This window comes from Dongia deserti, assembly GCF_003574735.1.
In the GTDB taxonomy this organism is placed as follows: Bacteria; Pseudomonadota; Alphaproteobacteria; order Dongiales; family Dongiaceae; genus Dongia_A; species Dongia_A deserti.
Map to the genome: position 1 here is coordinate 315,341 of NZ_QORW01000001.1, position 13,779 is coordinate 329,119.

The 13,779-nt window shown below is 64.3% G+C and carries 11 protein-coding genes and 1 tRNA gene; 1 reads left to right on the plus strand and 11 read right to left on the minus strand.

Annotated elements, in window-relative coordinates; all coding sequences use genetic code 11:
- Positions 1 to 282: 282 nt before the first annotated feature.
- The 5 genes from DTX69_RS01565 to DTX69_RS29920 all read right to left on the minus strand — a co-directional run bounded on the left by DTX69_RS01565 (position 283) and on the right by DTX69_RS29920 (position 5,888).
- Positions 283 to 358, minus strand: a tRNA-Glu gene (locus DTX69_RS01565).
- A 109-nt stretch (positions 359 to 467) separates the two neighbouring features.
- Positions 468 to 2,252: a single-stranded-DNA-specific exonuclease RecJ gene (recJ, locus tag DTX69_RS01570; RefSeq protein ID WP_322090871.1), complete on the minus strand. Its 1,785-nt coding sequence runs from the start codon at positions 2,250 to 2,252 to the stop codon at positions 468 to 470.
- 30 nt (positions 2,253 to 2,282) lie between these two features.
- On the minus strand, positions 2,283 to 3,236 hold the full coding sequence (glpX, locus tag DTX69_RS01575; protein WP_119299727.1) for a class II fructose-bisphosphatase: 954 nt from the start codon (positions 3,234 to 3,236) through the stop codon (positions 2,283 to 2,285).
- A gap of 42 nt (positions 3,237 to 3,278) precedes the next feature.
- On the minus strand, positions 3,279 to 4,601 hold the full coding sequence (locus DTX69_RS01580) for a homoserine dehydrogenase (protein WP_119299728.1): 1,323 nt from the start codon (positions 4,599 to 4,601) through the stop codon (positions 3,279 to 3,281).
- A gap of 54 nt (positions 4,602 to 4,655) precedes the next feature.
- A complete protein-coding gene (locus tag DTX69_RS29920; RefSeq protein WP_162916504.1) occupies positions 4,656 to 5,888 on the minus strand; it encodes an OmpA family protein in 1,233 nt (410 codons plus the stop codon).
- Positions 5,889 to 6,086: 198 nt separating this feature from the next.
- Here DTX69_RS29920 and phaC point away from each other — a divergent pair, with 198 nt between their 5' ends.
- Positions 6,087 to 7,889, plus strand: coding sequence for a class I poly(R)-hydroxyalkanoic acid synthase (gene phaC / locus DTX69_RS01590; RefSeq protein ID WP_119299730.1), 1,803 nt, complete (start codon positions 6,087 to 6,089; stop codon positions 7,887 to 7,889).
- Between the two features lie 3 nt (positions 7,890 to 7,892).
- Here phaC and DTX69_RS01595 read toward each other — a convergent pair whose 3' ends face one another.
- From DTX69_RS01595 to DTX69_RS01620, 6 genes are all read right to left on the minus strand, one after another.
- Entirely contained in the window at positions 7,893 to 9,257 is a 1,365-nt protein-coding gene (locus DTX69_RS01595; RefSeq protein WP_162916505.1) for an ATP-binding protein, read from the minus strand.
- A gap of 1 nt (position 9,258) precedes the next feature.
- Positions 9,259 to 9,981 (minus strand): response regulator transcription factor, encoded by a 723-nt coding sequence (locus DTX69_RS01600; protein WP_119299732.1) that lies wholly within the window; start codon positions 9,979 to 9,981, stop codon positions 9,259 to 9,261.
- A 5-nt stretch (positions 9,982 to 9,986) separates the two neighbouring features.
- The gene (locus DTX69_RS01605; RefSeq protein ID WP_119299733.1) at positions 9,987 to 10,544 is read right to left on the minus strand and encodes a PepSY domain-containing protein; all 558 of its coding nucleotides are present in this window, start codon (positions 10,542 to 10,544) and stop codon (positions 9,987 to 9,989) included.
- Between the two features lie 205 nt (positions 10,545 to 10,749).
- The gene (locus DTX69_RS01610) at positions 10,750 to 10,932 is read right to left on the minus strand and encodes a hypothetical protein (RefSeq protein WP_119299734.1); all 183 of its coding nucleotides are present in this window, start codon (positions 10,930 to 10,932) and stop codon (positions 10,750 to 10,752) included.
- Between the two features lie 86 nt (positions 10,933 to 11,018).
- Positions 11,019 to 11,336, minus strand: a complete 318-nt coding sequence (locus DTX69_RS30525; protein ID WP_284735483.1) for a hypothetical protein — start codon at positions 11,334 to 11,336, stop codon at positions 11,019 to 11,021.
- 225 nt (positions 11,337 to 11,561) lie between these two features.
- A complete protein-coding gene (locus tag DTX69_RS01620) occupies positions 11,562 to 13,604 on the minus strand; it encodes an elongation factor G (RefSeq protein WP_119299735.1) in 2,043 nt (680 codons plus the stop codon).
- Positions 13,605 to 13,779: the final 175 nt, after the last annotated feature.

A 13,779-nucleotide genomic window follows, 5' to 3' on the forward strand; every position in this document is an offset into this window, starting at 1 on the left:
TGAATCGGCCAATCGATCACAGACCGTTCATCGTGACATGTGTGCGCACTGCAACGCCGCAATTGTGGCAAGAACGAACGCAAATGCGCCGTCACGGCGCGCAAATGCGCCGTCACGGCGCGCAAATGCAGCATCACTCTGTCGAAATGGCTATTACGGATGCCTGAGTGGGAACATCTGCGCGCTCAGAGCGCCTCGGGCGCGCATGCATGCAACGCGTTGCAACGTTGCGTGAACAACATCGTGGGATGAGCGAGCTGTGAGGGGATCAGATTGGCCAGATGGCGTCCCCAACGGGATTCGAACCCGTGTCTTCACCGTGAAAGGGTGATGTCCTGGGCCTCTAGACGATGGGGACGCAACAAGGCTTCATGCCGACTTCTCGGCGCGGCTTGTTTATATGCTTTGTCGCTCCAGATCAACCGCGACTATTACATTGAAATTGCTTCATAATTCAAGGCGATGCGTCAGCCTGCCGCAAACGCCGCATCTTCGATCTGGATTTGCACCTGCTCGCGGCCCCGCCAGCTGTCCCGTTTCAGCCGCCCGGCGATATGCAGCGCCGCACCGCGGCTCGCCAGCAGCGTGCGGCCCAATTCCTCACTGGCGACGCGGAATGCGATCGCCTTCAGCCGCCCACCATCCGGTCCCGTGAGCATGCAGCGCACGTGATCGGAGCCGACGATGTCGGCCATCGCCACCCGCTGCGCGGGAAGCACGAAGCGCGGCTCCGCGTTGCCGGCGCCAAAGGGCGCGAGGCGATCGAGCGTGGAGATCAGCTGCGGGGAGGCGGCGCGCGCCTGCAGCGCGCCATCAATCAACAAGGTCGGCACGAGCGGCGTGCCGTCGAGGTTGTCCTTGAAGCGCGCAGCGATGAACGCCTGCAAGGCGCCGAGCTTCTCCTCCTGGACCTCGAATCCCGCCGCCATCGCATGGCCGCCACCTTTCAGCACCAGGCCCGCTTCACGCGCGGCGATGATGGCCTGACCGAGATGCAGACCCGTGACGGAGCGGCCGGATGCCTTACCCACGCCATCCTCCAGCGCGATGACGCACGCTGGGCGCTGATAGCGCTCCTTCAAACGGCCTGCGACAATTCCGATCACACCAGGATGCCAACCTGCACCCGCGAGGAACAGCAGATGCGGGTTGTCTGCCGCCTGCGCCTCGGCTTGGCGCAGTGCGGCCGCCTGCACCTCGTTCTCGAGCGCGCGTCTGTCCTCGTTGTAGGCATCGAGCTGGCGCGCCAGATCGCTTGCCAAGACCGGATCGTCGGTCGCCAGCAGCCTTGCGCCCAGATCGGAGCGCCCCACGCGCCCACCCGCATTGACACGGGGACCCAGCAGGAAGGCGGCGTGATAGGCATCCACCCGATCGTCCACCCGCGCCACGTCGCATAAGGCCTTGATGCCGAGATTGCCGCGCCGGGCCATCACCTTGAGCCCTTGCGAGGCCAGCGCGCGGTTGAGTCCGGTCAGCGCCACCACGTCACACACCGTGCCCAGCGCAACCAGATCAAGCCACTGCAGCAGGTCCGGTTCAGGCCGCGCGGGGCCAAACCAGCCGCGCCGCCGCAGCGCGCGATTGGTCGCGATCACCAGCAGATACACCACGCCGACCGCCGCCAGGTTGCGATGGGGGAAATTCTCATCGAGCCGGTTGGGATTGATGACCGCCTGCGCCGCCGGCAACGCCGGCTCGGCCACGTGATGGTCGGCGATGATGACATCGAGGCCGATGCGCTGCGCTTCCTCCAGCGCGGCGAAAGCGGTGATGCCGCAATCCACCGTGATGACGAGGGTCGCGCCTTGCGCCTTCAGCGCATGAAAGGCCGGCGCATTCGGGCCGTAGCCTTCGCGCATCCGGTCCGGCACATAGAGCAGCGGCTCCTCCACACCGACCGCGCGCAGGAAGCGCGACAACAGAGCCGCGGACGTCGCCCCATCGACGTCATAATCGCCGAAGATTGCGATGCGCTCGCCTCGCCCGATCCCATCCGCCAGCCGCGCCGCCGCCTGATCCATGTCCTTGAGCTCGGACGGATCGGTCAGCAGGTCGCGCAGCTTGGGTTGCAGAAAGCTCGGCGCGCCCTCCAAGGTGTGGCCGCGCGCCGCCAGCATGCGGCCGACGATCTCAGGCACCTGGCAGCGCTGCGCGATGGCAAGGCCGAGGCGATCATCCCCTGGCCGCTCGAGCCAGAATCGGCCGCACAGCGATCTGGAGACGCCGAGATAGGGAGTGGCTTCCATCATCGGCGCCAGAAAAGCGTCCTTTAGCTGATTCTACAAGGTCGCCTTGATCTTCCAGTTGTGCTGCGCTTCGACCACCCGGACCGTCCCGGATTTGGAACGCATGACGATGGAATGCGTGGTCGCCGTATACGGGCCGCGGCGCACGCCCGGCAGCATCGCGCCATCGGTGACTCCGGTCGCGGCGAACATCACGTCGCCCTTCGCCAGATCGTTCAGTCCGTATTTGCGATTGAGATCGGTGATACCGAGGCGCCGGGCGCGGCCCTTCTCATCATCGTTGCGGAACAGCAGCCGGCCCTGCATCTGCCCGCCGATGCAGCGCAGGGCGGCGGCCGCCAGCACGCCCTCGGGCGCGCCGCCGGAACCCATATAGATGTCTACGCCGCTGTCCGGCCGCGCCGTGGAGATGACGCCGGACACGTCGCCATCCGAGATCAGCATGATGCGCGCGCCCGCCGCGCGCACACGCGAGATCAGCTCAGTGTGCCGAGGGCGGTCGAGGATGCAAGCGACCAGATCGGCGATCTCCATCCGCTTCGCTTTTGCGAGTTGCCGAAGATTCTCTTCCGGCCCGCCGTCGAGATCGACGACGTTGTCGGGCAGGCCAGGCCCGATCGCGATCTTGTCCATGTAGACATCTGGCGCGTTAAGGAACCCACCCTCCTCCGCCATGGCCACAACCGCCAAGGCGTTGGAGCCGCCCTTCGCGGTGATGGTCGTCCCTTCGAGGGGATCGAGGGCGATATCGATCTTGGGCCCACCGGCGCCCACCTTCTCGCCGATATAAAGCATTGGCGCTTCGTCACGCTCGCCCTCGCCGATCACCACCGTGCCTTCGATGGCAAGGCTGTTGAGCGCCGACCGCATGGCATCGACGGCGGCTTGATCGGCGGCCTTCTCATCGCCGCGTCCCATCAGGCGCGAGGCGGCCAGCGCTGCCGCTTCGGTCACGCGAACGGCTTCCAAGGCGAGATTTCGGTCCATGAGTGCACTCCCTGTTGCGGATCGCGCGGCGCCGGGGCGCCGTCACGCGAGCAGTTCAATGGGCAGAACGTGCGGCGGTTCCAAGATGGAATCGATGTGGCCGAGCCGGCGCACCACGCGGTGGATCGCCGCCTCCGTCGTTTCATGCGTCGTTAACACGACCGGCACAGTGTCGCCGCGGGCGCGCTGGATCATCGCCTCCAGAGACACATTCTCGTCACGCAACGCTGCGGCAATATCGGCGATCACGCCTGGCCGATCGACCACCATCAGCCGCAGATAATACGGTCCGAAATGGCTGCCAGGAGGTGCCGAGGGAAGCTTCTTCAGGCTCTCAGCCGGCGCCGAGAAGGCTGGCAGGATGCGGTCGCGCGCAATATCCATGAGATCGCTGACCACGGCAGAGGCGGTGGGGCCCTGGCCCGCGCCGCGGCCGATGACCACATTCTGGCCGACGAAATTGCCGTCGGTGACGACGGCGTTGTAGACGCCGTCGACCTTCGCGATCACCGCGCCAACCGGCACCATGCAGGCATGCACGCGCTGCTCCACTCCATGAGGCGTGAGGCGTGCGATGCCGAGCAGCTTGATCCTGTAGCCGAGCTCGTCAGCATAGGCGATGTCCATGGCGGAGACGTTGCGGATGCCGCTGATGCGCACACCAGGAAAATCGATCTGGCAGCCGAAAGCGACGCTGGTGAGGATGGCGAGCTTGTGCGCAGCGTCGACGCCGTCCACATCGAAGCTGGGATCGGCCTCGGCATAGCCCAGCGTCTGCGCTTCGACGAGGACATCGGCGAACTCCCGCCCGGTCTCGCGCATCTGAGTGAGGATGTAATTGCAGGTGCCGTTGAGGATACCGTAGACCCGCTCAATGCGGTTGGCCGCCAAGCCCTCGCGCATCGCCTTGATGACGGGAATGCCGCCTGCCACCGCCGCCTCGTAGGCCAGCGCGACGCCTGCCCGCTCCGCCGCCAGTGCCAGCTGCGTGCCATGATGGGCCAGCAGCGCCTTATTGGCCGTGACGACGTGTTTGCCTTTGGCGATCGCCTTCTCGACCAACGCCTTCGCCACACCGTCGGAGCCGCCGATCATCTCCGCCACGACATCGACGTTCGGGTCGTCGGCCAGCGCCAGCGGATCGTCGGTCCAATGCACATTTGCGACGTTGATGCCGCGATCCTTCGACCGGTCTCGCGCCGAGACCGCCACAACCTCGATCGCGCGCGGGCAATGCAGCCGCAGGATCTCGGCATTCTCGGCCAGCAGTTTCACAACGCCGGTGCCGACCGTGCCGAGGCCTGCGATGCCCACGCGCAACGGCCGGTTGTCGCCGCGTCCGTCGGGTGCGGTGCTAGCAGCCATCTGCGGCGGGGATCGGCTGCCCGACCCATCCTCTGTTTCTCATGTAGACCCGAATCAGTAGGCGGTAAGATAAACTTCGACGCGCCGGTTGGCCGCTTCTCCGTTCGGCACTGCTTCGGAATAAAGCGGCTGCGAAGCACCGACCGCCGACGCGCGGATGGCACTCTGCGGTACACCGTAGCTCATCAGCTGGCGTGCCACTGCGATGGCGCGTGCCTCGGAAATGCGCTGGTTGGCCTCATAGCCCGTGGTCCCGCCGCCCATGCTGGCGTGGCCGACGACATTGACGACACCGCCGTAAGCGCGCTGGATGTCTGCCATCTGCTTAAGGACGTCTCGTCCGTCCGACGGCACCTCCGACGAGCCGTCGCCGAAATAGATCAAGCCGAAGGGTTGCCTGCTGAGGGGCGGCTGGCCGTAATTCGCGTAGCCTGGTGCGGCCGGCGCTGGATTGTACGGCTGAGATGGCGCCGCGACGGGCTGCGGGGGCGTTATTCCGTAGGCTTCCGGCGCCGACGCGCGATAGCCAGACGCAGGCGCGCTCGCCGGCAGCTGGGCCTGCTGTGGTGCGGCTGGTGATGGCGCCGGCGCGCTAGCGGGTGGCAATGCGGCCTGGGGCTGCGATGGCACCGGCTGTGGCGTCGTCACCGGAGCCGGTGCCGGTTGCGGTGCCGCCACCGTTGGCGCGGCGGGCTGGGCGGTCGTGCCCTGAATCATCTGGCCTTCCGGAGCGGTCGGTGCCGGCGCAGCTCCGGCAACCGGTTCCATCGGCTCAGGCTCCGCGACCTCCGGCGTTGCAATCGGCTCGTTCGATGCGGCAGACATTTCAGCCGGCGCTGCGGATCCGACCGGCTCCACATATGTTTGGGCTGGTGCTGTGGATGGGCCCGCCGGACTGGCACCCGACGTCTCTGTCTTTATTCCAGCCTCCGGAATCGGCGCCAACTCCTCCTGCGGTGGTGGCGGTGGCGGCGGTGGCGGCGCTGCGGAGGAAGTCGGTCCACCGACCAGTGCCTCGCCATATTGAGTGCCGGTCCGCGCACCTGCCAACCCCTCGGGCGCCTGGGCCAGGTCCTGGATCGTGGAGGTTGGCCGCTGAGTGGGAACGGTATTGACGTCGGGGAAATTGCCGCCGGATCCCGTATCGGTGTTGACTTTCGTACCGCCGTCCGGAGCGCTTACGGTGGTCTGTGGGACATCGCTATCGGACGAACAGCCGGCGGCCAGCGCCAGGCCGACGGCGAGGACTACAGCGCCGATCCCGCGCGACGACAACGAAACGACCATAAAGTCAGCATCCTCCCTGCTGGACACCTTGGTCGCGGGCGATACGCATGTCATTTGCGACCGCCGTTCAACGACTTAGTGCCGAATCCTGAGCGTGCGCTACTATAGCAAAGATCGGCCTACGTCGATTGGCAAAATCGGCGCAACGCTTGTGGCAGTCAAAGCGTTGAAAGAAAAACGGAAATTCTGAGAGGACGCATGAGCGAACAAAGCGGGGAAAATGGCCATATGGATCCGGCGGCCTGGTCTCAGGCCATGGCGCGGATCGCCGAGCAGTCCCAGCGCCTCGTCGCCGATTTCGTCCAACGCAACCAGTTCCAGAACGCGCAAGGCATGGATCCGATGGCGATCGGCCGTGCCTTCATGGAAATGACCGCGCGCTTCATGAGCGATCCCGCCAAGCTCATGGAGGCGCAGTTCTCCCTATGGCAGGATTACATGACTCTCTGGCAGTCCACCGCCAAGCGCATGATGGGCCACGAGTCCGACCCCGTGATCGCGCCCGCGAAGGATGATCGCCGCTTCAAGGATGCAGCCTGGCAGGACAACCAAGTCTTCGATTTCGTCAAGCAATCCTATCTGCTGACCGCACGCTGGCTGCAATCGACCGTGCAGAGCGTCGAAGGGCTCGACGAAAAGACGGCGCGCAAGATCGATTTCTACACGCGCCAGTTCGTCGATGCGATGGCACCCAGCAATTTTGTGATGACCAACCCGGAAGTGCTGCGCGCCACCATGGAGAGCCGCGGCGAAAATCTGGTGAAGGGGCTGCAGAATCTGCTCGATGACTTGGAGCGGGGCAATGGCCAGCTCAAGATCCGGATGACCGACCTCGAGGCTTTCGAAGTCGGCCGGAACATCGCCGTCACGGCGGGCAAGGTCATCTATCAGAACGATCTCATTCAGCTGGTCCAATACGCGCCGACGACCAAGGAGGTCGCGAAGCGGCCGTTGCTGATCATTCCCCCCTGGATCAACAAATACTACATCCTCGACCTCAAACCGGCGAACTCGTTCATCAAGTGGGCGATCGACCAGGGGCAGACCGTGTTCGTCATCTCTTGGGTCAATCCCGACGAGACGCTCGCGGCCAAGACCTTTTCCGACTATCTGCTGGAAGGACCGATTGCGGCGCTCGACGCGATCGAGGCAGCAACCGGCGAGAAGACTGCCAACGTCGTCGGCTACTGCCTCGGCGGCACGCTGCTGGCTTGCCTGCTTGCCTATCTCGCCGCCCAGGGCGGGGCCGATCGGATCGCGAGCGCGACGTTCCTGACCACGCTCGTCGATTTCAAGGAAGCGGGCGAGCTCACTGTCTTCATCGACGAGGAGCAGCTGGCTGCACTTGAGGAGAAGATGAACGAGCGCGGCTATCTCGAGGGCGCGGAGATGGCGAACACCTTCAACATGCTGCGCGCCAACGACCTGATCTGGTCGTTCGTGATCAACAACTACCTGCTGGGCAAGGAACCGTTCCCCTTCGATCTGCTCTACTGGAATTCCGATTCGACGCGCATGCCGGCCGCCATGCACAGCTTCTATCTGCGGACTATGTATCAGAACAACCTGCTGAGCAGGCCGGGCGGAATCGAGCTGAATGGCGTGCCGATCGATCTCACCAAGGTGAAGATGCCGACCTTCATTCTCTCCACGCGCGAGGACCACATCGCGCCTTGGAAGGCCACTTACGTCGCGACCCAGCTTTATTCCGGGCCGGTGCGCTTCGTCCTAGCAGCCTCCGGACATATCGCGGGCGTGGTCAATCCGCCGGCAGCCGGCAAATACAATCACTGGACCAACACCAGCCTGAAGAAGTTTCCAAAGAACCCGGACGACTGGCTGGCGAAGGCCGAGATGCGGCCGGGTTCCTGGTGGCCGGAATGGCAGGAATGGATTGCGGAGCATTCCGACGGGACCATCTCGGCACGCGCGCCGGGCTCAGGCAAGCTGAAAGCGATCGAAGATGCGCCGGGCTCGTATGTGAAAGTGCAGGCGCAGTAGCAGTCAGTCCGCGGCGGGCAGGTCCAATTCCACCTTGAGCCCGCCGAGCGGTGACTGGCCGAGTGTCAAGCTGCCGCCATAGAGCTGGGCGAGATCCGTCGCAATGGTAAGCCCGAGGCCGCTGCCCGGCTTGCGCTCGTCCAGCCGCCCTCCCCTCTGCAGCGCCACGGCGCGCTGTTCCACGGCGATGCCGGGGCCGTCGTCGCCGATCTCGACCTTCAAGCGATCATTGGAGCGCGCGGCGACGATACGCACCTTGGCGGACGCCCATTTGCACGCATTGTCGAGCAGATTGCCGAGCAGCTCGCTCAAATCCTGCGCCTCACCGGCGAACCACAAGGGCTTGGACGCGAGTTGCACTTCGACGTCGATGTCGCGATCGCTCATGCGCGGCAGGGTGCGTGCCAGCGCTTCGATGGCATGCGCGGCGTCCGCACGCACGCCCAAGAGGCGCGCGCCGCCGATCGCCTGCGCGCGCGCCAGATGGTGCTGGACGGCATCGCTCATGATCTGGATCTGCTCCAACGCGACCTTGCAATCCGGCGTCTTCGTATTTTCAAGCTCATTGCGCAGCACCGCGAGTGGCGTCTTGAGCGCGTGTGCCAGATCGCCGGCCTGCCCGCGCGCGCGATCGATCAGGCTGCCATGGTGATCCAAGAGAGCGTTCAGCTCCTGTGCGAGCGGAGCAATCTCCGTCGGCGCATCGTCCGACAAGCGTTGGATCTTGCCCGCCCGGATCGCCGCCAGCGCCGCCTTGATTCCACCCAGCGGCCGCAGACCGACGCGGACTTGCAGCACCACGGCGGAAACCAGCCCGATTCCGAGCACTGCCAGCGAGACGCCGAGGATGCGAGAAAACTGCCGCGCCGCAGCCAGCGCCGGCGCCAGATCGGCCGCGACGGAAAAAGTGACGTACGCCGCAGGGGCCGGATACTGCAAAGTCCGCTGCGCCAAGCGCAGCCGCTCCGAACGCGGCCCTTTGATCTCGCGCAGGCTGATCTGCCCCAGTTGGCTGCGCGATGTCGCTGCCGGGAGGCGGCCGTCCCACAGCGAGCGGGATCGGATCGGCGGCTGGCCTTCCGCCTCGACCTGCCAATATTGACCGGACAATGGGCGTTCGTATTTCGGTACGTCGGGATGGCGAACCATCGCAATTCCGCCGTCACCGGTGCGTTCCACCCCAGCTGCCAGATCGTCCAACCGGTCGACCAGTTCGGCGTCGACCCCGCGCCTCAAATGCAGATCGAACAAGGTCGTGAGAAGGACATAGGCTACGAGCAAGGTCGCGCCGCAGAGCAGCGAGGCTCCTACGATCAGCCGGAAAGTCAGGGACTTGCGGTCAAGCAGCGGAAACTGAGGAGACGCCAAGTCAGTCGGTCCCGACTGCGCCGCGTCCACTGCTGCCTTCCGGTGCTTCCTCTCGCCCGGTGGTGTCCGCTTGCGGCATGCGGTAGCCCTGTCCACGCACGGTCTCGATCGCCTCGGCACCAAGCTTCAGGCGCAAGCGCCTGACGAACACCTCGACGGTATTGGAATCGCGATCGAAGTCCTGCGCGTAGATATGCTCGATGATCTCGCTGCGCGGCACGATCTGGCCGGTGCGGTGCATCAGGAATTGCAGCAGCCGCTGCTCGAACGTGGTCAAGATCACCGGCACGCCGTCGCGCGTCACAGTGCCGGATCTGGTATCGAACTTGACGGCACCGCTGACCAGGACTGGATCGGCACGGCCCGTGCTGCGCCGGATCAGAGCGCGAATGCGGGCCAGGAGTTCGGCCATGTGGAATGGTTTCGCGAGGTAGTCGTCGGCGCCGGCATCGATGCCCGCCACCTTGTCGGACCACAGATCGCGCGCCGTCAGAATCAGCACCGGCATCGTCCGCCCGGCGGACCGCCATTTACGCAGCACGTCGATGCCGTTCATGCCCGGCAAGCCGAGGTCAAGAACGACCGCATCGAAATCGGAGGTCTCCCCCAGGAAATGACCCTGCTCGCCGTCGACTGCCGATTCGACGACGTAGCCAGCGCTATCGAGAGCGCTGCCAAGCTGACGATTCAAATTGGGATCGTCCTCGATCACCAGAACGCGCATTTTTGTTACTCGATCGGCTGGCCGTCCAAAGCCCGCAATGCAAGGGTCGCCGCATCATAGCGCGCCTTGCGCACATGACCATCCTCGGTCACGACGCGCAGATCATAATTCCAGCCGTGAACGGTGCTGCCCACAAGCTCGGCGTCAAGGACCCGGCCCTGGAGCTGCTCCTCCGCAACTTTGTACACATCCTCAAGGGGCCGGATAATGCCGGCCTCGCGCAAACCGAGCGCGGAGTTGGCTGTCGTGCTGGCGGGCGATGAACCAGCGCTTGAGGGCGTGCCGCCAGCGCCTTTGCCCTTGCCGTTGCCGCCGGCATTTCCGCTATTGCCGCCGGCATTGCCGCCGCTGTTTCCGCCCGCGTTGCCACCACCGCCGTTTCCGCCGCCCGCATTGCCACCACTGCCGTTTCCGCCGCCATTGCCGCCGCCTTTGCCATTCCCGGCGAAGGCAGGATCACTCCACACCACGGTGAGAGCGACCTCGCCGGCAACAAAACACGCAGACAGCAGTGCGACCAGCGCCAGTCTGCCGAGCGGCCTTTTGCTCTGGGTACGAAGCATCGTTACGGACAGATCCTTTCCGTTCGCCCGATTTCTACCCTTTCCAAGCTGAACCAGCCATGAATCGGCGGCCGCCCAGCGTAACACTGCTTGGCATAGGTCCGCCATTTGTCAGTTAATTATCGGTTAAGTAGATAGGTCGTCTATTCCCGTACTCCGCGACGAGTGTGACGCAGGTGCCGCGGTTTAGGGACCGACCATCGGGTCACTCGATCGGCTGGCCGTCCAGTGAACGCAGGGCCAAGGTGGACGCATCATATCGGGCCTGGCGCACATGGCCATCTCGCGTGATGACCCGCAGATCATAAGACCAGCCGTCCGCCGTCGTACCGACCAGCTTGGCATCGATCACTTCGCCGTTCAGCTGCTGCTCGGCGACCTTATACAAGTCACCAAGCGGCTTGATCTCACCCGCTTCGCGCAGGCTGAGCGCGGAATTGGTGTCCTCGGTCGTTGTCTCCGGTGAGGTCCCGTCTACCGACTTCGCGGCCGCGCCCGGATTCCCGCCCCCCGCAGCACTGTCGCCGTTTCCCCCGCTGTTGCCGCCAGCATTTCCTCCACCGGCGTTTCCACCGCTATTCCCGCCGGCGTTTCCGCCTCCGGCGTTCCCGCCACTATTGCCCCCGCTATTCCCACCAGCGTTTCCGCCACCACCGGCATTACCGCCGCCACCGGCATTACCGCCGCCACCAGCATTACCGCCGCCACCAGCGTTTCCACCACCTTTTCCGCCGCCGCCACCACCACCGCCGCCACCACCACCGCCGCCCCCGCCCCCGTTGCCTTTGCCACCGGCTTCGGCAAAAGCGGGAGCAGCCCAGATAATGTTGGCGACGACCTGAGCAGACGTGAACGCGCCGGCAAGCAGCAGTGCCAGCGCTGCTGTTCGGTATCGCACCCTGCTGTGGTTACTGCGCGCAGTCACTTGTGGTCCTTTCCAGCGTGCATCTTACAATTGCAGCGCATCTGCACGCCAAGCCACTTTTGCGAAATGCGCTCACCTATATGTGAGTCGCATCATCTGGCTGCCACGGTCTGGCGCTGCTCTATGACCTTATCGGCGAGCCGCCCGGTTAGTTCCTGCAAATGGTCGAAACGATAGGCGAAGTTACCCACACCATAGGTCAAAGATCGTAGCTCGATCACAAGATCCTGAAGCTCCGACTGTGGCATCAGGCACTCGACCACTTCCCAACCATCCCAGTCCGGCTTGTTCTTGATCTGCAGGATCTGGCCGCGTCGGCTTGTGACCAGCGAATGGATGCGGGACGTCAGGCTGGCAGGAGCCGAAACATCAACCGCATAGATCGGCTCCAGCAGAATGGGATGGCATTTCGGCATCGCCTCCTGCATCGCCATCCGTGCCGCGGTCTTGAAGGCCTGATCGGAACTGTCGACTGAATGGTACTGGCCGTCATAGAGAGCGACTGCGACATCCACGACCGGGAACCCGAGCGGACCGCGGCTCAGATACTCGCGGATGCCTTCCTCGACCGAGCCGATGAATTGCCGAGGCACTGCGCCTCCGACCACCCGGTCCTGGAATTCGAACCCCTGACCGCGATCGAGCGGCCAGACTTCGACATGCACATCCCCGAACTGGCCATGGCCCCCCGATTGGCGCTTGAAGCGCGCATGCTGCTTGATGTTGGCGCGGATGGTTTCCTTGTAGCTGACCTGCGGCCGGCGCGACTTGACCGGCAGGTTGTAGCGCAGCTTCAGTCTCTCCAACGCGATCTGGAGATGGATGTCACCCTGCCCCTGCAGCAGCAATTCATGCGTATCCGGGTCATGCCCGAAACGCAGGGATGGATCTTCCTCCGCCAGCTTGGCAAGGGCCGCCGTCAGCTTCACCTCGTCATTGCGGTTCTCCACGTCCACCGCCAACGCGTAAAGCGGGGTCAGCGCCTCGGGCCACTTGAAGCCCTCCGGCACCTTGCCACTCGCCGTGAGCGCATCGCCGGTCTTGATTGCATCCATGCGGCCAAGGCCGACGACTTCGCCAGCGCCTGCATTGGTGATCTTGTCGAAGCCGTTGCCCTTCGGCCGCAGCAGCGCGCCAATGCGCTGGCCGCCCAAGGTCTGGCCATCCGAGATTTGGCCCGACAGCACGCGCGCCAGAGCCACCTTGCCGCTGTGAGGTTGGTGATAGGTCTTGAACACGACCACAGCCGGCGTTTCATCGGCAAGACCCAAGCGATCGCGTACCGCTTCTGGTCCCGGCACGTCATGGCGCAACGCCTTGAGCAGGCGACGTACGCCGTAATCTTGCTCCGCTGCGCCCATCAGCACGGGCACGATCAGATCCTGTGCTAGATCTTTGCTGAGCTGCTGATAGATCGCGTCCTTGCTTGGGACTGCGTCGCTTAGCAGTTGCTCCAGAAGCTGGTCGTCGAAATCGGCGAGATGCTCCAGCATTTGCTCGCGCGCTTCCTGCTCGCGCGGCAGCATGTCCTCCGGCAGCTTGATAAGGTCGGACGCCTGGCCGGGGTGATAGCGATAGGCACGCTCGCTGACGAGATCGACATACCCGGTGACCACGTCGCCGTTCTTACCCTCTTCGCGGATCGGCACCTGCCGCAGCACCAGCGGCCGGGCGGAGACCGCCTGCAGCGCTTCCATAACGTCGCGCACGCGCAGGTCGGAGCTGTCCATCTTATTGACGAAAAGAATGTGTGGAACCTTGTTGTCATCAAGGAACTTGAAGATCGGCGCCAGAGTCAGAGCCTTTTCCGTCTGCGGTTCGGCCACCACGATCGCGATATCGGCCGCCAGCACCGCATTGCGCATGTCCTGCCCCAGCTCGACCGCGCCGGGGCAATCCAGGAACGTCCACCGTTCGCCCAGGAATTCCGCCTGCGCAGCCGTCGTTTCGACAGACAGGCCGCGGGCGCGCGCTTCTGCAGAGCTGTCGCCCAGCAGGGTCTTGTCCTTGGCATTGCCTTTCTTGGAGAGGACGCCCGCAACGTGCAGCAGGCTTTCGAGCAGCGACGTCTTGCCGCTGGAGTAGGGTCCGACAATTGCGGCGCAACGAGGCGCCGAAGGTGCTCTGCCTGCCATGATTCCGTCCCTCCCTGGACTTTAGGGCCACGGGCCGGGATGCGGATGGACGCCGGCGGACCGCGGCCATTTTTTCCTGACGGCTCATGATTTCAGGCTCCCGAGGCGGCTGCAAGCGAGATTCTGCCGCGGCTGCATCAAGCCACTTTTTCGAGGCTTGTCAGGCACGTATCGA

Bases quoted from the DNA above. Each gene is read 5' to 3' on its own strand.
- recJ (WP_322090871.1), bottom strand. From the start codon at position 2,252: ATGATGGAAGCCACTCCCTATCTCGGCGTCTCCAGATCGCTGTGCGGC.
- glpX (WP_119299727.1), bottom strand. From the start codon at position 3,236: ATGGACCGAAATCTCGCCTTGGAAGCCGTTCGCGTGACCGAAGCGGCA.
- DTX69_RS01580 (WP_119299728.1), bottom strand. From the start codon at position 4,601: ATGGCTGCTAGCACCGCACCCGACGGACGCGGCGACAACCGGCCGTTG.
- DTX69_RS29920 (WP_162916504.1), bottom strand. From the start codon at position 5,888: ATGGTCGTTTCGTTGTCGTCGCGCGGGATCGGCGCTGTAGTCCTCGCC.
- phaC (WP_119299730.1), top strand. From the start codon at position 6,087: ATGAGCGAACAAAGCGGGGAAAATGGCCATATGGATCCGGCGGCCTGG.
- DTX69_RS01600 (WP_119299732.1), bottom strand. From the start codon at position 9,981: ATGCGCGTTCTGGTGATCGAGGACGATCCCAATTTGAATCGTCAGCTT.
- DTX69_RS01605 (WP_119299733.1), bottom strand. From the start codon at position 10,544: ATGCTTCGTACCCAGAGCAAAAGGCCGCTCGGCAGACTGGCGCTGGTC.
- DTX69_RS01620 (WP_119299735.1), bottom strand. From the start codon at position 13,604: ATGGCAGGCAGAGCACCTTCGGCGCCTCGTTGCGCCGCAATTGTCGGA.